Source organism: Sandarakinorhabdus rubra (assembly GCF_010994245.1).
GTDB classification, from domain to species: domain Bacteria; phylum Pseudomonadota; class Alphaproteobacteria; order Sphingomonadales; family Sphingomonadaceae; genus Sandarakinorhabdus; species Sandarakinorhabdus rubra.
Genome location: NZ_WMHO01000026.1, coordinates 1 through 17449, shown reverse-complemented (window position 1 = coordinate 17449; position 17449 = coordinate 1). Strand labels below are relative to the sequence as shown.

Here is a 17449-nt window from a genome sequence, read left to right as displayed (position 1 = left end):
GCGATCGGTCCCAGCGCCAGGCTGGCGCGGCAGGCGGCACGCGGATTGCCCTCGACAGCGCGCTGGCCCGGGCGGCGGCAGGCGGGCGGGCGTGCTGCCAGGTCGAGCCTTGTGCCCGGCGGACACAACAGCGTGCGATCGGCACGCGGGATGGGTGGCACGGCGGTTGCGGGGGCGGCTGCAGCCACTCGCCCAGCCTCGGGCAGATGGCCACACAGGCTGGGGGCAGCGGCGAGCGGTGCTGCGATCAGCAGCTGGAATGTAATGAAAATGATGGCCCGCATTGGGCCCTGCTTAACAGGCCAGAGCTGGAGCGCCCAGCAGCCTTGCGCGCCGGGTAGCGCCGCCGCGTCTCGATCCTGTGGAAGAAGGCGTCAGGCTTCGCGGCGAGCCACACGCTCGCTGCGGACCAGGGCGCGCGGCAGACGGCGTGGGAACGAGCGGCCCGACCACAGCATGCCCAGAAGAACACCGAAGCTCATGCTCATCAGCATCAGCGCCGCGTCGCTGGCCAGCAGCTGGCCGAGGCTCTGTGCAACTGCATCGATCATGGGAACGCCTTTCACTCGTTTACACTTTGATAACCCGCTTGTATCCCAATCTTCACATTGCGTAAAGATGTTTGAAGCAAAATTAATTGGTTAACGCAGGCTTTGATGGCTGTGCTGATGACAGGCCGCACGCCAGCGCATAACCTGTTGGCCATTGCCGGGGAGCCTGCCGATGAACCGCCTGCCGTCGATCGCCGCCAGCCTTGCCGCCCTGGCGCTCGCCAGCGCCGCAGCGGCCACCAATCTTCGTGTGACCCTGCCCACCAGTGGCATCGACGCCACGAACGATGGCCGGGTGATCCTGATCATCACGCCAGATGGCACGAAGGAACCGCGCTACCAGGTGAAGCTGGGGGCGGACGCGCCGCAGGTGTTCGGCGTGACCGTGGACGGGCTGAAGCCCGGCGGCAGCACCGTGATCGGGCGCGGCGTGCTCGGCTATCCGGCCGTCGACATGGCCCAGGTCCCAGCGGGCGATTACTGGGTGCAGGCCGTTTTCCACAAGTACCAGACCTATCATCTTGCGACCGGCCACACGGTCAAGCTGCCGGCCGCGCGCGGCGCCGGGCAGAACTGGCGCGAGGAGCCGGGCAACCTGCTGTCCGAACCGGTGAAGCTGCGGCTTGATCCGGCCAGCAAGGCGCTCGTCACCATTCCGCTGACCAAGGTGATCCCGCCGGTCGAGGAGCCGAAGGACAACGAATATGTCCGCCATTTCAAGATCCGTTCGGAACGCCTGTCAAAGTTCTGGGGAACGGACGTGTTCATCCGCGGCCATGTCCTGGTACCGCGGGATTTCGATCGTCACCCTGAGGCGCGCTACCCATTGATCATCAACCACGGGCATTTTCCGGCCGATTTCGGCGGCTGGCGCACCTCCCCGCCCGACCCGGACCTGAAATGCGAGCCGTCGGCGCGGTTCAACGAACCCTGCTACAACCGGGTCGAGCAGCAGGAGGCGTTCGATTTCTATCGCAAGTGGACCTCTGACAATTTCCCGCGTTTCCTGATCGTCGAGATCGACCACAGCAATCCCTATTATGACGACAGCTATGCGGTGAACTCCGCCAATCTGGGCCCCTATGGCGATGCCATCATGAAGGAGTTCGTGCCGGCGCTGGAGGCGAAGTTCCGTGGGCTTGGCCAGGGCTGGGCGCGCTTCACCTATGGCGGTTCCACCGGCGGCTGGGAGGCGCTGGCCGTGCAGCTCTTCTACCCGGATGATTTCAACGGCGCCTTTGCCGCCTGCCCCGATCCCATTGATTTTCGCCAGTATACCAACATCAACCTGTATGAGGACAAGAACGCCTTCTGGAAGGTGGGCCCGTTCGGCAAGGTCGACCGGCCAGCGCATCGCAACTGGCTGGGCCAGGTCGACTACATGGTGGAGCATGAACAGCGGCTGGAGCTGGTGCTGGGCGACAAGTCACGGTCCGGCCAGCAATATGACATCTGGGAGGCGGTCTATTCCCCGCAGGGGCCCGATGGCTACCCCCAGCGCATCTTCGACAAGCGCACAGGCGTGATCGACCCCAAGGTGGCGGCCTACTGGCGCGAGAATTACGACCTTGTCCACATCATGCGGCGGGACTGGAAGACGCTGGGACCCAAGGTGCGCGACAAGATCTTCCTCTACGCCGGGGACATGGACAATTATTACCTCAACAACGCCGTCTACCTGGCCGAGGATTTCCTCAAGGTCGCCGATCCGCCCTTCCTTGGCGAGATCGCCTATGGCGACCGCGCCGAGCATTGCTGGAACGGCGACCACACGCAGCCCAACCACATCAGCCGCCTGCGCTATCACACCATGTATGTGGACCGTATCCTGAAGCGCATCGAGGCGGCCGCGCCCAAGGGCGCTGACCTGACGAGCTGGCGCCACTGATGAGCGGCGAGACACAACAGGCGGCCCGGCTTCCGATGAAGGGCCTGTACCGGGTGCAATGGAACCAGATGGCCCAGGCGGTGGGCCTGCCCGTGCTGTTCTGGGCCCTGCCATGGCCGCCGCCACTGGCGCTTGTAGGCCTGATCCTGCCGCCGCTGGCACTGGCCCTCAACGGCACCTTCATCGCCTTCATCAAGTGCCCGGCCTGCACGAAGCGCCTGATGGTGAAGGGCCTCACCGTCTTCCCGCGGCGCAAGTGCCCGCACTGCCGGGAGGTGGTGGCCTAGCCCGTCCGCACCCCGCCCACAAAGCTGAAGCCGCGCGGCAGCAGCCGGGCTTCGTGCGCCTGCCGTTCCAGCCCTTCGCGAAAATCCGGATGGGCGAGTTGGATCAGCGCCCGCGCACGTTCCGGGGCGGATTTGCCCTTCAGGTTCACGATGCCATACTCGGTCACCACGTACATCATGTCCGCCCGCGTGGTGGTGACGATGTTGCCCGGTGTCAGGTTGAACACGATCCGGCTGCGCCGCTCGCCGCGCTTGTCGTAGGTGGAGGGCAGGCAGATGAACGATTTGCCGCGCTCGGCCGCATAGGCGCCGCGCACGAACTGGGCCTGGCCGCCGGTGCCGGTCAGATGCCGGTTGCCATCCGATTCCGAGGCCGCCTGGCCGGTGAGATCGATCTGCGTGGTGCTGTTGATGGCCGTCGCCCGGGGGTTCTGCATCACGATGTGCGGGCTGTTGGTATATTCGACCGGGAGGCACAGCAGGTCCTGATTGCGGTCGATCGTGTCATAGAGCGGCTTCGTGCCGGCGGCGAAGGTGAACACCGCCTTGCCCGGATCGAGCCGCTTGTGCGCCCCCGTCACCAGCCCGGCACGATAGAGATCGGCAATGCCATCGGTCAGCATTTCGGTGTGGACGCCCAGGTCCCGGATGCCGGAATGGGCCAGCAGGCTGCACACCGCATTGGGCATGCCGCCGATGCCGATCTGCAGGCAGGCGCCGTCCTCGATCTCGCCGATGATCAGCCGGGCCACCGCCTCGTCCACCGCCGTGGCACCGGCATTGGGCAGTTCCGGCAATGGCGCGTGATCGCCCTCGATCACATAGTCCACCTCGCTCTCGTGGATCGCGCTGCCCTCGCCATAGACATGGGGCAGGCTGGCGCAGGTCTCGATGATCACCAGCCGCGCCCGCTCGATCACCGCGCGCATCCAAAGATTGGAGGGGCCCAGGTTGAACCAGCCATCCTCCAGCGGCCGCGCCTTCACGATCAGGATATCGACGGGATCGAGGAACCGGCGATAATAATCGCTGATCTCTCCCAGGTTGAGCGGCGTGTAGCTGCACCGCCCCTGGGCATGCAGCCCACGGTCATACCCGCTCATGTGCAGGCTCACCATGTGGACATGGCGGCCTTCCGGATCAGCCTCCATCACCGCGCGTGGCCGCATCGACAGCGTGTTGCGGATCTTGATGTCGGCAAGCTCGGTGATGCGCGCCCCCAGCGCCACATCGAACAGGTCCGGCTGGCTGATCACCCCGCCATAATCGAGCCACATGCCCGACCGCACCAGCCCGGCCGCCTCGGCTGCCGTTATCGTCCTCGCCGGCGCCGCCGCCTTGCGCATGATCATCGCGCGTCCCCTTCGCCCCAGAGCCTAGCCGCCCCAGACCGGCAACAGCAAGCACCAGACCAGGCCTCAGGCGCTGGCACTGAACCCTTGCGCCATCGCCTTCATCCCATGCCCGACCTGCGGCACCCTCGCCATCTGGTCCGCCACGAAACGCTGAACGACACCGCCGTCAGTTGCGCTTCGAGAGGCTGGTCTTGGTGATGCCGGCGATGGACGTGATTCCCGTCTGTCGCATCGTGGAGGCCAGTTCCTCGTCGATCAGCCGCAGGGCGGCGTTCACGCCCTCCTCGCCAAAGGCGCCAAGGCCCCAGCAATAGGGCCGGCCGATGCACACCGCCGTGGCGCCCAGCGCGAGCGCCTTGAACACGTCCGTCCCGCGCCGGAAGCCGCCGTCGATCAGGATCGGGATCTTGCCCTTCACCGCCGCCACGATCTCCGGCAGCACGTCGAGCGTGCCGACGAGGCTTTCCTCCGCCCGGCCACCATGGTTGGAGACGATGATGCCATCGACGCCGCGCCTGACGGCAATGGCGGCGTCTTCGGCGGTCATGATGCCTTTGACCAGCAGGCGCTTTTTCGAGACGTCGCGCAGGCGGGCGACATAGTCCCAGGTCAGGCTGTCGCTCTGTCCGGCGAAGATGCCCGCCAGGTCGATGCCGTCGAACATCTTCTTGCGCGAGAAATCATAGCCCGGCCCCTGCCGGTGGCACGCGCCGCAGTCCCGCGTGTCGGCGCGGGCGCCGATGACCTTGGTCTCGCGGCGCATGCCGCCGGCCAGATCGACGGTAAGCACCAGCGCGCCGGCACCCGCCGCATCGGCGCGGGCAGCAATCTTCAGGCCCGCCTCCGGCCGGTTGCTCGTGTAGATCTGCTGCCACACCTCGCCGCCGTGCGCCGCCATCACGTCTTCCAGCGACACGGTGGTGAGGCCGGAGAGGATCTGCAGCGCCTTGCGCTTGCCGGCGGCGCGGGCCGCAGCGGCCTCGCCGTGCGGGTGAAAGGCGCGCTGGCTCGACACTGGGGACAGGATGACGGGCGACGCCAACGGCTTGCCGAACAGCCGGATGGAGAGATCGACGTTGCTGACATCGATCAGCCGCCGCGCCCGCAGGCCCCAGGCATCGAATGCCTGCCGGTTGGAGGTAATGGTGCGATCATCGAGCACGCCACCCGAAAGATAGCCGAAATGCGCCGGCGGAATGTTGCGCCTGGCGATGCTCTCCAGTTCGAACACGTTCAGCGCGTCACTCGCCTTCAGCACCTCGCTGGCAACGCGCTGCTGCGCCAGCGCCGGCAGCCACGCCGCGAGCAGCGGCGACGCCGCCAGAAATCGCAGGAAATGCCGCCGCGATTCAGTCTCTGGCTTGCCCATATCCCCCCCGGAGCGACGCATGCCCGGTTGGAAGGCTAGAGGATCAGGGGCCAATTGCAACGCTGGCCGCACGCGGGGTCTCCGCCGGACAGTCGCTCAGCCCCTGCCCGCCGGAGGACGCCTCTTCCTTTCCTCTCATGGCAAGGAAAAAGGCGCCGCGCCGTTGCCGGCGCTGCGCCTCTAGCCCTCTCCCGCAGGGGGAGAAGGGATGGCTCAGGCGGCCTTTTCGGTGACCATCAGGCGGATGGGCGGCTTGGTGCCGGCGACGACGTCCTTGTCGACCTGGACTTCTTCAACGCCTTCGAGACCTGGCAGGTCGAACATGGTGTCGAGCAGGATGCCTTCCATGATCGACCTGAGGCCGCGCGCGCCGGTCTTGCGTTCGATGGCGCGCTTGGCGATGGCGGAGAGCGCGTCGGTGGTGAAGGTGAGCTTCACGCCCTCCATCTCGAACAGGCGGGCATATTGCTTGACCAGCGCGTTCTTCGGCTCGGTCAGGATCTTCACCAGCGCCGGCTCGTCTAGGTCTTCCAGGGTGGCGATCACCGGCAGGCGGCCGATGAATTCCGGGATGAGGCCAAAGCGCAGCAGGTCTTCCGGCTCGCACTGGCGCAGCAGTTCGCCCACGCGCCGCTCATCGGGCGCCGCCACGTGTGCACCAAAGCCGATGGAGCGGCCCTGCAGCCGGTCCCCGATAATGCGATCGAGGCCGCTGAAGGCGCCGCCGCAGATGAACAGGATGTTGGTGGTGTCGACCTGCAGGAATTCCTGCTGCGGATGCTTGCGGCCACCCTGCGGCGGCACGCTGGCGGTGGTGCCTTCCATGATCTTCAGGAGCGCCTGCTGCACGCCTTCGCCCGACACGTCGCGGGTGATCGACGGATTGTCCGCCTTGCGGCTGATCTTGTCGATCTCATCGATGTAGACGATGCCGCGCTGCGCACGCTCGACATTATAGTCGCTGGCTTGCAGCAGCTTCAGGATGATGTTCTCCACATCCTCGCCCACATAACCGGCTTCGGTCAGCGTGGTGGCATCGGCCATGGTGAACGGCACGTCGAGGATGCGCGCCAGCGTCTGGGCCAGCAGCGTCTTGCCGCAGCCGGTGGGGCCGACGAGCAGGATGTTCGATTTGGCAAGCTCCACCTCGGCGCCCTTGCCGCCATGGTTGAGCCGCTTGTAATGGTTGTGGACGGCGACCGAGAGCACGCGCTTGGCCTGGAATTGGCCGATCACGTAATCATCCAGCACCTTGCAGATCTCGCGCGGGGTCGGCACGTCGCCGGACTTCTTGACCAGCGCCGTCTTGGTTTCCTCGCGGATGATGTCGTTGCACAGCTCCACGCATTCATCGCAGATGAACACCGTCGGCCCGGCGATCAGCTTCCTGACCTCGTGCTGGCTCTTGCCGCAGAAGCTGCAGTAGAGCGTGCCTTTGCTGTCGCCCGTGCCCAGCTTGGTCATGTCCGTCCTTCCTCGCGCCGGTGTGCCCACATGCTCCGGGGCCGGCCATTCGATCGCGGCGGCGCCTGTCACACGCGCGTCGCTGACTCAGTGTAGCGGTGATTCGCGCCTTGCGGCAAGGAAAACGGCTCCGCGGCTGACAGTCGCCCACGGCACGCGTTGCTGCCAGCATGGCAGGACATGCCCCCACGCCGGTTGCTTTCCCATCCTTTTGCCGGCGCCGCGCGGGCGCCGCGCAGCGGCGATCAGGCCGCCAGTGCGTCGCCTTCGGTCGGCTGCGGGCGCTTTTCCATGACCGCGTCCACCAGGCCGAATTCCTTGGCTTCATCGGCGCTCATGAACTTGTCGCGCTCCATGGCATGCTCGATCGTCGCGAGATCCTTGCCGGTGTGCTTGGCATAGAGCTCGTTCATGGTGGAGCGCATGCGCAGGATCTCGCGGGCCTGGATCTCGATGTCGGTCGCCTGGCCCTGCGCGCCGCCCGACGGCTGGTGCACCATGATGCGGGCATATTTCAGCGCCACGCGCTTGCCCGGCGCCCCGGCGGCGAGCAGGAAGCTGCCCATCGAGGCTGCCTGGCCCACGCACACGGTGGCCACGTCCGGGCGGATATACTGCATCGTGTCATAGATCGCCATGCCGGCCGTCACCACCCCGCCCGGCGAGTTGATGTACATGAAGATATCCTTCTTCGGATTCTCCGATTCCAGGAACAGCAGCTGGGCCACGATCAGCGAGGCCATATTGTCTTCCACCGGGCCGTTCACGAACACGATGCGATCGCGCAGCAGGCGCGAGAAAATGTCGAACGAGCGTTCACCGCGGTTCGAGCTTTCGATAACGATGGGAACCAGGCCAGCCTGCGGGGTGATCATGAACGCTCTCCTTGTGCAGCCTAGTTCGGACGTTTGCAGCCCAAGTTCAAGAGGGCAAAGCGCCCACAGCAAAAAGGCCCCGCGCGGGTGGCGGGGCCTTCTCGATTCCGGCTGAGCAGCGTCAGTCGGCCTTCTTGGCAGCCTTCTTCGGCTTGGCCGGGGCTGCAGCGGCCGATTCTGCAGACGCCTCAGCGGCTGCGGCCTTCTTGGCCGGCGCCTTCTTGGCCGGCGCTTCCTTGGCGGGCGCGGCTTCGGCAGCCGGCGCTTCGGCCTTCACCTTCTTCGCGGCGGCCTTCTTGGCCGGCTTGGCGGGCGCGTGATCATGATCGTGATCATGGCCGCAGCCCGGACCATGCACGTGGCCAGTGGGCGTTTCATCGTCGCTCTCGATGGCGGCTTCCAGTTCGGCGCGGGTCACCGCCCGTTCGGTGATGACGGCCTTCTCGATCAGGAAGTCCACCACCTTGTCTTCATACAGCGGCGCGCGCAGCTGCATGGCGGCCATGGCGTTCTCCTGGAAGAACTTCACCACCTTCTGCTGTTCGGCCGGGGCATAGCGGGCGGCTTCCTGGCCAATCAGGCGGTTCATCTCGGCCTGGGAGACGGTGATGCCGTTGCGCTGGCCGATTTCGGACAGCAGCAGGCCGAGGCGAACGCGCCGCACGGCGATGCGGCGATAATCCTCGCGCTCGGCCTCGATCTCGGCCTTGGCGGCAGCCGGATCGGCTTCGCGGGCAGCTTCGGCTTCAAGCGTCTGCCAGATCTGCTCGAACTCGGCATCGACCATGGTTTCGGGCACGTCGAAATCGTGGCGCGCGGCCAGCGTGTCGAGCAGCTTGCGCTTCAGGTAGGTGCGCGACAGGCCACCCAGCTCGGCATCCAGCTGGTCCTTCAGGATTTCCTTCAGCGCATCGAGGCTGTCGATCCCGAAGCCCTTGGCAAATTCGTCATCGATGACGGTCTCGGCCGGCACTTCGACGCCGGTCACCGTGATCTCGAAGCTGGCCGGCTTGCCGGCGAGGTTGGCAGCGCCGTAATCGGCCGGGAAGGTCACGCTGATGGTGCGCTGTTCATTGGCCTTGGCGCCCACCAGCTGGTCTTCAAAGCCGGGGATGAGCTGGCCGGAGCCGAGCTTGACGCGCATGCCCTCGCCCTTGCCGCCATCAAAGGCAACGCCATCCACCTTGCCTTCGAAATCGATGATCACGGTGTCGCCGAGCTTGGCCTTGTGCTTGGCCGGCGCCGGCTCAGTGCGCTGCGCCGATTCGGCGAGGCGGGCGAGCGCTGAATCCATCGCGGCATCGTCGGCCGGCACCACCAGCTTTTCCAGCGCCAAATCGTCGATCTTCACGTCCTCGATGGTCGGCAGGATCTCGAGGGAGACGGTGAAGCGGGCATCGCCATCGTCCGGCAGTTCGCCATCCACGTCGACCTGCGGCTGGGTGGCGGGGCGCAGGCCATGATCGGCGATCACCTTGTTGACGCCGTCGTTCAGCGCCGCCTGCAGGGCCTCGCCGCGCAGGGCCGGCCCATGCATCTTCTTGACGAGGTTGGGCGGCACCTTGCCGGGGCGGAAACCGGGCATCTTGATGGTCTTCGACACCTCGGCCAGGCGGGCATCGACCCGGGCGGCAATGGCATCGGCCGGGATCAGCAGCGAATAAGCGCGGCGCAAGCCCTGGTTGGTGATCTCGGCAATCTGCATCGAAAAAACCCGTCTCTCGAAAATCGTCTGTGGTGGCCGCCTGCGAAGTGGCGGCTGGTGCGGGCGAAGGGACTCGAACCCCCACGTCTTTCGACACCGGAACCTAAATCCGGCGCGTCTACCAATTCCGCCACGCCCGCAGCCTTGGGGCCGGTGAGCGCCCGCCTATAGCAGCGTGCGAGGCGAGTGCAAGAGAAGGCACGGATGCGCGAGCCCGCGGCCGGATTTGCCGTTGAGGCCGCCAGCGTTCAGACGGCCACCATCGCCACCGCTGTGCCGGCCGACCCCGCAAGCAGCAGCAGCGCGACGGAGGCGAACAGCCGCCGCCGATCCTGCGCCGAGCCGACAAAGCGGCGGATCAGCGGGTGGCTGCTGTCTCCGGCGCGGGCCCAGGCCATCAGCGCCACCCACAGGGCAAAGGAAAACAGCGACAGGATGTTGAGCGCCGCCAGCAACCGGCGATCGGGATGGCGATCGACATAGGCGACGATGGCCGGCAGGAAATTGAACACGCACAGCGCCACGAAGATCCATGCCGCGATGGACACCATGCCTGTGGACACCAACGAAGGGTCTGCACCGATGGCTTCTGCAACCATACCGCCTCCCACGCTGTGGCGCGCGCAGCGGCCACCGTGCCAGGTGTGCGGTCCCTCCCCCCAAACCCGGGGGACTCACCACCTTTGGTGAAGGCATGGTTAACGAATTGTTGACTGCAGGCAAATGAATAAGTGCCCACAGCTTATGCAGACTGTGGACAAATGGCCCCCAAACCTACCCGGTCGGATCAGCCCAGCAACCAGGTCCGCAGGATCAGGCCAACCGTGCCGACAACGGCCACCCCGGCGCCCCACAGCGCCACGAACCAGGCCAGCCGGCGGGCGCGGGATGGCTCAGGCCCAGAGTTAGGCATATCCCTCTGCCCCGACCTTGCCGCGGAACAGCCAATAGGCATAGCCCGTGTAGCCCAGGATCACCGGCAGCAGCGCGCCCACCCCCACCAGCATGAACGCTTGGGCATTCGCCGCCGTAGCCGCCTGCCAGATCGTCACTTGGCCGGGCACCGCCCACGGGAAGATCGAGATGCCCAGGCCAATGAAGGTGAGCAGGAACAGCGCCTGCGCGAGCAGGAAGGGTGCCACTTCGGCGCGCCGCTTCAGCGCCCGGATGAAGGCGATGCCGGCCACCGCGACCAGGATCGGCACAGGCGCCGAATAATAGAGGCCCGGCACCTCGAACCAGTGGCTGAAATAATCGTGGTTGAGGAACGGCGTCGCGAGGCTGACCGCGGCAATGGCGGCGATGCTGGCCGCCCCACCCCGCCACGCCATGCGATAGGCATGGTCCTGCACGGCGCCTTCCGTGCGCCAGATCAGCCAGCAGGCCCCCAGCAGCGCATAGGCTGCCACAACCGAGGCCCCGGTGAGCAGCGAGAAGGGCGACAGCCAGTCCCACCATCCGCCGGCATAGCTGCGTCCGTCGACCTTCACGCCCTGCAGGATGGCGCCCAGGATCACCCCCTGCGCGAAGGCCGCCAGCGTCGACCCGCCGAAAAAGGCGAAATCCCACAACCAGATGCGGGTGGTGCGCGCGCGATACTTGAAGGCGACGCCGCGGAAGATGAGGCCCAGCAGCATGGCAATCAGCGGCGCATAGACGGCCGGCATCAGGATCGCGTAGGCCAGCGGGAAGGCCGCGAACACGCCGCCGCCGCCCAGCACCAGCCAGGTCTGGTTGGCGTCCCACACCGGCTTGATTGTGGCAATCGCGGTCTCGCGCTCGGCCCCCGGCGCCATCACGGGAAACAATATGCCGATGCCCAGATCGAACCCATCGGTGACGACATAGATGAAGATCGCCGTGCCGATGATGCCGGCCCACACCAGGGTCAGGAAGGGATCTCCGGGCATCGGCTCATTCCGCCAGCTGGAAGCCGAAGGGGGCATCCGGCGGCAGGCTGCCGACATCGGCCGCCTGTTCCTTCGACGGGCCCTGCTCCCCGGGGTTGGGCTCACCCGCCATCAGCTTCAGGATGAACCAGGTGCCAACGCCAAACACGAAGAAATAGACGATGATGAAGGCGATCAGCGAGGCCGCCACCGCCGGCGCCGCCAGCGGCGAAGCGCTTTCGGCGGTGCGCATCAGGCCGAACACGGTGAACGGCTGGCGACCGGTTTCGGTGGTGATCCACCCCGCCAGCACCGCAACGAAGCCGGCCGGGCCCATGGCCAGCGCCAGCCGATGGTGCCAGGCATTATCGAACAGCCTGCCGCGCACGGCGTTGAACGCCGCCCAGCCGCCGAGCAGCAGCATTAGCAGCCCCAAGCCCACCATCACGCGGAAGGCATAGAAGGGAAAGGCCACCTTGGCGCGGTTCTCCGGCGCCACCTTGTCGAGGCCCGTGGTCGGCGCCTCGATGCTGTGCTTCAGCACCAGGCTGCCGATGGCCGGGATCTCGACCTTGTGGCGCATCACCTGCGCCGCATCGTCGGGCACGCCGAACAGGATCAGCGGCGCAGCGCGATCGTGGCTTTCATAATGGCCTTCCATGGCGGCGATCTTGGCCGGCTGGTGCTGGAGCGTGTTCACGCCATGCTCGTGCCCGGCAAAGATCTGCAATGGCGCCGTGACCGCCACCATCCCCATCGCCATGGCAAACATGATCTTGGTTGCCGGCTGCGCGGCACGGCCCAGCCTGCGGTCCTTCAGCAGGTGGAAGGCGCCCACCGCGCCGACCACCAGCGCCGTGGTGAGATACGCGCCCAGCAGCGTGTGGGCGAGGCGATAGGGCATGGACGGGTTGAACACCACGGCCAGCCAATCGGTGGCATAGAATTGCCCATTGGGCGCAATGCCATAGCCCTGCGGCGTCTGCATCCAGCTGTTCACCACGATGATCCAGAACGCCGAAACGGTGGTGCCAAAGGCCACCAGGCAGGTGGCGAGGAAGTGCAGCTTCTTGCCGACCCGGTCCAGCCCGAACAGCATGACGCCCAGGAAGCCCGATTCCAGGAAGAAGGCCGACAGCACCTCATAGGCCATCAGGGGCCCGATGACCGGCCCGGCGCGATCGGAGAACACCGACCAGTTGCTGCCGAACTGATAGGCCATGACGATGCCGGAGACGACGCCCATGCCAAAGGCGATGGCGAAGATTTTCAGCCAATAGCGGAACAGCTGCAGATAGACGTCGCGCCCGGTCTTCAGCCACAGCCCTTCCAGCACGGCGAGATAGCTGGCCAACCCGATCGAGAAGGCCGGAAAGATGAAGTGGAAGGACACCGTGAAGGCGAACTGGAAGCGGGCCAGCGACAGGGCAGACATATCGTCGAACATGGTGACCAACTGGCTCCTTCCCGCTGTGGACCAAGCCCTGTAGAGGCGCGCGGGACAAACAGGCAAATGCAGCAGCGGGCTCTTACGGGAATCTATGGCGACAGACATTGAAATTGCACGGGCAGCGACACTGCGCCCCATCCGGGAGATTGCGGAAGGCATCGGCCTTCCCGAAACCGCAATCGAACCACACGGCCAGTTGATCGCCAAGCTGGCGCCGGCCAAGCTGGCAACGCTCGCGGGGCAGCCGCAAGGCAAGCTGGTGCTGGTGACGGCCGTGAACCCCACGCCAGCCGGCGAAGGCAAGACCACCACCACCATCGGGCTGGCGGATGCCCTCAAGCGCATCGGCCGCCGGGCGGTGATCGCCTTGCGGGAGCCGAGCCTGGGGCCGGTGTTCGGGCGCAAGGGCGGCGCCACGGGCGGCGGCCAGGCCCAGGTGGTGCCGATGGAGAAGATCAACCTCCATTTCACCGGCGATTTCCACGCCATTACATCGGCGCACAATCTGCTCGCCGCGATGATCGACAATGCCGTACATTTCGGCACCGCCATGCCATCGGGCGCGCCGATCAACCCGCGCAGCATCAGCTGGAAGCGGGTGATGGACATGAACGACCGGGCGCTGCGGCAACTCGTGTCCGGCCTTGGCACCGGAAACCACCCGCTGCGCGAAACCGGCTTCGACATCACCGTCGCCTCCGAAGTGATGGCCATCCTGTGCCTGGCGGAGGACATGGCTGACCTTCAAGCCCGGCTTGCCCGTATCCGGGTGGCGCGGGACACGGCGGGCAATCCGGTGACCGCCGGCGATGTCGGCGCGGCCGGCGCCATGGCGGCATTGCTGTTGGAGGCCATGCAGCCCAACCTGGTGCAGTCGATCCACGGCACCCCGGCCTTCGTGCACGGTGGGCCGTTCGCCAACATTGCCCATGGCTGTAACAGCGTGATCGCCACCCGCGCCGCGCTGGCACTGGGCGAGTTCGCGGTGACCGAAGCCGGCTTCGGGGCAGACCTGGGCGCCGAGAAATTCGCCCACATCAAGTGCCGCTCGGCCGGCCTCGCCCCGGCCGTGGCGGTGGTGGTGGCAACGGTGCGCGCGCTGAAATATCACGGCGGGATGGCGCTCGCCGATCTGGGCAAACCGGACGCCCATGCCCTGCAGCAAGGCCTTGAAGTGCTGGCCCGCCATGTCGAGAATCTGCACAGCCTGGGTCTGCCGGTTGCGGTTGCCATCAACGCCTTCAACACCGACATGGCCGAAGAACAGGCCCAGGTGCTCAGCCATTGTCGGGATGCCTTGGGGGTGGAAGCCCACCTGTGCCGGCACTGGGCCGACGGACCGGCCGGGGCGGAGGACCTGGCCCACGCCGTGGCCAGACTGGCCGATGCCAACACGGATCCGATGGCCCGCTTCACGCCGCTCTATGCCACCGGCACCGACGTGTTCGATGCGCTCACCACGGTGGCCACCCGCATCCACCGCGCCGCCCATGTCACGCTCTCGCCGGCCGCTCACAAGCAGCTCGCTGCCCTGCGCCACGAGGGGCTGTCCAACCTCCCCGTCTGCATCGCGAAGACGCCCTACAGCTTCACCGCCGATGAAAAGGTGCGCGGCGCGGTCTTTGGCCATGATCTGCCGGTGCGGGAACTGCGGCTGGCGGCCGGCGCCGGCTTCATCGTCGCGCTGTGTGGGGAAATCGCCACCATGCCGGGCCTGCCCAAGGTGCCGTCGGCCATCGGCATCCATCTCGATGCGGAAGGCCGTATAGAGGGACTGAGCTGAGGAGCATGGACATGATCAGGGCGCAGTTCTGGATGGGCTGGGCGGCGGGTGTGGCAACCCTTTCGGCCTCGGCCGTGAGCGCCGTTCCACCACCACCGCAAGCCCAGGAACTGGCGATAACCCTGCCGGCCAATCAGTGCCGGCAGCCGCTGTCGGGGACCGTGCGCGCCTACGCGCAGCCGGTCCATGGCCTTGTCGTTGACGGCCCGACCGTGCTGCGGGTGCTGGCCGACGATCCCGATCCGGCGTTGCTGATCGACGTCACGCACAATGACGACGAAGCAGACCTGCGCCCCGTGGTGACTGGCGCTGGGCTGGCCGGCACCGACCTGAGCATCGCGCTGCCGGCGGCTGGTCGCTATCGGCTGCGCGTGCTGATAACCGGCGATGCCGCGCGCCGGGGCCGCAGCATCGCCTATCGCCTGAGCCTGTCACGAGCGATGGAATCGGGTGCGCCCGAGTGCCCGTCCCCGCCCTGAGGCCTCAGCCGCCGGTCAGCAGCGCATCGACAATGACATAGCGTTCCGGCCCGAAGCGGATCAGCACCTCGTCGCCGCGGCGTTCGAAGGCGAATTTCCAGGCTGCCGAACCATCCGATTGCGCGCTGTCGGCCCCGGTGGGCGTGGTGCCCTTGAAGAAGATGGCACGCTTGCGGCCGTCGGGTTTGCTCACCTCGACGAGATGGCTGCCCGCTTCTCCCCAATTGCGCTTCACACCGACCGGGCAGCTGCCCGACGGCATGCTGCCATCGAAGCTGCACTTGATCGAAGCGGTGGCGTTGTAATCGGTGCCGGCAACCAGCGCGTCGCCGGTGGCGGCGGGTGTCGCCATGCCCTGGTTGGCATCGCCCATCGGGATGGAAATGACGCGCACGCCCTCCACTTTCGCCACCACGGTCCCGCCAACGGCGGCCGCCGATTCCGCCGTGGGACATCCCACCAGCACCGCGCCGTCATCAAGCCAGTTGGCCGTGGCGGCGCTCTCGCCCAGCCGTCGGCAGGGATCGCCAGCCTTGGGATAGCCGTCGCCAAATGGCGCCAGACTGGCCGGGATATCGATCTTGATCGTCACATTCTCCGGCGGGGCGGACGTGGGACTGGTATCGGCCGCCGAGGGAGCCTGCTGGCCACAGGCCGTCAGCAGGGCCGCGCCGGCCAGCAATGCGAGCGTGAAACGGGTTGGGTTCGCGATCATCAACTGTCTCCCTCCGGACCAGCTGGATGGACATGGCAGATGTCGTGCCACGACAGGCCAGGGCGCACATCACAACTATACAGCACGACCATATGTCCAACTACAGCGCCATCTCCGGCCAGGCCGCGGGCGGGAACGCAGGCAGCATCAAGCCACAAGCACGCAGCTGGCAGCACCCTGGCGCCAGCACCGACCGACCTTCACCTGAACGTTATTGAGTGGGGGGGTCGTTGGCGCAAGCGCATCGCCGGCCAATATGTCGGCAGCGCCTGCCAAATGGGGCGGCCCTTCCTGCCCGGCCTACAATCGCTCCAGCTTCAGCCAGCGCCGGTCACCGGCCCAGGCCCGCTTGAAGGCGGCCTCGGCAGCGGCGGCCTCAAGCCTGTGCCCGGCGGCCGCCTCGCTGCGGGCAAGGCCATAGAGCGCCCAGCCGTTGCCCGGCGTCTCGACCAGCGCGGCCTTGAAGGCGGCGATCGCCCCGGCCTGGTCTCCGGCAAGGTGCAGCGCCGCGCCCAGCGACTGGTTCACCGGATAATGCCAGTAGCTCGGCTCCATGTAGGGGATGGTCGCCGCTATGGTGGCGGCGGCGCGGAACTGGCTGGCAGCGGCGCGATAATCCCTGTGCGCCATCGCCCAGCGCCCGCGTGCCACGCCACTGGCCACATCGATCAGATCGGGCAGCGGGACTGCCTGATCAATCAGCGTCCTGGCGCCGGGATGGGATTTCAGCGCCGCCATCGCCGCCAGCTCGGCATCGAAACCAGCCCGGTCCGAAAGCGTGGCAAGGGCCGTGGCGCGGGCGAAGTGGCGCATGGCAAGCGCCAGCGGCAACCGCACATCGGGCGCCGGCATCGCCAATATCTGTTCCGGCGTGCCGATCATCGCCATGGCCTGGAAGGGCGCGGCGTCCACCGCCTGCACCGTGCCCAGCGCCGCCGACGTCTCGAGATCGAGCAGGCTGCCCAGCCGCGCCGCCTCGCGCGATGCGGTGGCCATGTCGCCTGCCATCAGCGCGGAGGTGACGACGAAATGCAGATTGTGGGGATAATAGGCATAACGCAGCATCCCGCGGTCACCGGTGGTGGCGATCCACGCCTCGTCGGCCCGGGCGGCGGCGATGTTGACGGCGATGGAATCGGCATAGCGACCGCGCCGGTGCCAGATGTGGGACGGCATGTGGACAAGGTGCCCGGCGCTGGCGGGCCGCGCCTTGTCCAACCGGTCGGCCGCGGCCTCGGCCTTCTGGGGCGCCACCGCCTCCATCATGTGGACATAAAGATGCGCGGCCTGCGGATGGGCGGGGCTGCGGGCCAGCACCGCCTCCAGCAGGCGCACTGCCTCGGCGCTGCGTCCCACCGGCTTGCCGTCGGCCAGCCAGTAATTCCATGGGGACGTGTCCATCACCGCCTCTGCGGCGAGCACGGCGACATCATCATCGCCCGGGAAGCGCGCCGCCACCGCCAGCATGGCATCGGCATAGGCGGCATCCAGCGCAGCACGGTCGGCCGCCTCATCGCGGCTGTAGCGGGTGGCCAGCGCCTCGATCATCGCCTGTTCCAGCGGCGAGGCGCCCGCCTTCAGCGCCTGCGCCCGATCCAGCGCCGCCAGCGCCGCGCCGCGATCGCGCCCGTCCATCGGC

Annotated in this window: 17 protein-coding genes and 1 tRNA gene; 4 read left to right on the top strand and 14 right to left on the bottom strand. The window is 66.7% G+C overall.

The window, feature by feature from the left end:
• Together GJV64_RS03120 and GJV64_RS03115 are read right to left on the bottom strand one after the other, a co-directional pair.
• Window positions 1-284, bottom strand: a 284-nt coding sequence (locus GJV64_RS03120) for a hypothetical protein (RefSeq protein ID WP_205599510.1), incomplete at its 3' end; no start/stop codon positions are given.
• Between the two features lie 90 nt (window positions 285-374).
• Window positions 375-551 (bottom strand): hypothetical protein, encoded by a 177-nt coding sequence (locus GJV64_RS03115; protein ID WP_164155825.1) that lies wholly within the window; start codon window positions 549-551, stop codon window positions 375-377.
• A gap of 172 nt (window positions 552-723) precedes the next feature.
• On the opposite strand from GJV64_RS03115, the gene GJV64_RS03110 reads away from it, so the two are divergent.
• Together GJV64_RS03110 and GJV64_RS03105 are read left to right on the top strand one after the other, a co-directional pair.
• The gene (locus GJV64_RS03110) at window positions 724-2439 is read left to right on the top strand and encodes an alpha/beta hydrolase-fold protein (protein ID WP_164155824.1); all 1716 of its coding nucleotides are present in this window, start codon (window positions 724-726) and stop codon (window positions 2437-2439) included.
• Window positions 2439-2726, top strand: coding sequence for a hypothetical protein (locus GJV64_RS03105; protein ID WP_164155823.1), 288 nt, complete (start codon window positions 2439-2441; stop codon window positions 2724-2726). The genes GJV64_RS03110 and GJV64_RS03105 overlap by 1 nt, the downstream gene beginning before the upstream one ends.
• Here the strand turns inward: GJV64_RS03105 and GJV64_RS03100 are convergent.
• From GJV64_RS03100 to GJV64_RS03060, 10 genes are all read right to left on the bottom strand, one after another.
• Window positions 2723-4078: an acetyl-CoA hydrolase/transferase family protein gene (locus tag GJV64_RS03100; protein ID WP_164155822.1), complete on the bottom strand. Its 1356-nt coding sequence runs from the start codon at window positions 4076-4078 to the stop codon at window positions 2723-2725. The two genes, GJV64_RS03105 and GJV64_RS03100, sit on opposite strands and share 4 nt — an antisense overlap.
• Window positions 4079-4247: 169 nt before the next feature.
• Complete coding sequence (locus GJV64_RS03095; RefSeq protein ID WP_164155821.1) at window positions 4248-5450, bottom strand: alpha-hydroxy acid oxidase; 1203 nt, start codon at window positions 5448-5450, stop codon at window positions 4248-4250.
• 213 nt (window positions 5451-5663) lie between these two features.
• The gene (gene clpX, locus GJV64_RS03090; protein WP_164155820.1) at window positions 5664-6914 is read right to left on the bottom strand and encodes an ATP-dependent Clp protease ATP-binding subunit ClpX; all 1251 of its coding nucleotides are present in this window, start codon (window positions 6912-6914) and stop codon (window positions 5664-5666) included.
• Window positions 6915-7159: 245 nt separating this feature from the next.
• Window positions 7160-7789 (bottom strand): ATP-dependent Clp endopeptidase proteolytic subunit ClpP, encoded by a 630-nt coding sequence (gene clpP / locus GJV64_RS03085; RefSeq protein ID WP_164155819.1) that lies wholly within the window; start codon window positions 7787-7789, stop codon window positions 7160-7162.
• Window positions 7790-7910: 121 nt separating this feature from the next.
• Window positions 7911-9494 carry a trigger factor gene (gene tig / locus GJV64_RS03080; RefSeq protein ID WP_164155818.1) on the bottom strand — a complete coding sequence of 528 codons (1584 nt, stop codon included), beginning with the start codon at window positions 9492-9494 and terminating at the stop codon, window positions 7911-7913.
• Window positions 9495-9549: 55 nt separating this feature from the next.
• Window positions 9550-9634 (bottom strand) — tRNA-Leu (locus GJV64_RS03075).
• 108 nt (window positions 9635-9742) lie between these two features.
• Window positions 9743-10093 (bottom strand): superinfection immunity protein, encoded by a 351-nt coding sequence (locus GJV64_RS03070; protein ID WP_164155817.1) that lies wholly within the window; start codon window positions 10091-10093, stop codon window positions 9743-9745.
• A 188-nt stretch (window positions 10094-10281) separates the two neighbouring features.
• Window positions 10282-10407 (bottom strand): DUF2474 domain-containing protein, encoded by a 126-nt coding sequence (locus GJV64_RS15455; RefSeq protein WP_205599509.1) that lies wholly within the window; start codon window positions 10405-10407, stop codon window positions 10282-10284.
• Complete coding sequence (gene cydB, locus GJV64_RS03065) at window positions 10400-11404, bottom strand: cytochrome d ubiquinol oxidase subunit II (protein ID WP_164155816.1); 1005 nt, start codon at window positions 11402-11404, stop codon at window positions 10400-10402. Before cydB ends, GJV64_RS15455 begins: the two co-directional genes overlap by 8 nt.
• Before the next feature lie 4 nt (window positions 11405-11408).
• The gene (locus GJV64_RS03060) at window positions 11409-12830 is read right to left on the bottom strand and encodes a cytochrome ubiquinol oxidase subunit I (protein ID WP_164155827.1); all 1422 of its coding nucleotides are present in this window, start codon (window positions 12828-12830) and stop codon (window positions 11409-11411) included.
• Between the two features lie 94 nt (window positions 12831-12924).
• Here GJV64_RS03060 and GJV64_RS03055 point away from each other — a divergent pair, with 94 nt between their 5' ends.
• Together GJV64_RS03055 and GJV64_RS03050 are read left to right on the top strand one after the other, a co-directional pair.
• Entirely contained in the window at window positions 12925-14616 is a 1692-nt protein-coding gene (locus GJV64_RS03055; RefSeq protein WP_164155815.1) for a formate--tetrahydrofolate ligase, read from the top strand.
• A gap of 11 nt (window positions 14617-14627) precedes the next feature.
• On the top strand, window positions 14628-15095 hold the full coding sequence (locus tag GJV64_RS03050) for a hypothetical protein (RefSeq protein ID WP_164155814.1): 468 nt from the start codon (window positions 14628-14630) through the stop codon (window positions 15093-15095).
• A gap of 4 nt (window positions 15096-15099) precedes the next feature.
• Here the strand turns inward: GJV64_RS03050 and GJV64_RS03045 are convergent, their stop codons facing one another.
• Window positions 15100-15810, bottom strand: coding sequence for a hypothetical protein (locus GJV64_RS03045; RefSeq protein WP_235927572.1), 711 nt, complete (start codon window positions 15808-15810; stop codon window positions 15100-15102).
• Between the two features lie 300 nt (window positions 15811-16110).
• Window positions 16111-17449, bottom strand: a 1339-nt coding sequence (locus GJV64_RS03040; RefSeq protein ID WP_164155813.1) for a hypothetical protein, incomplete at its 5' end; no start/stop codon positions are given.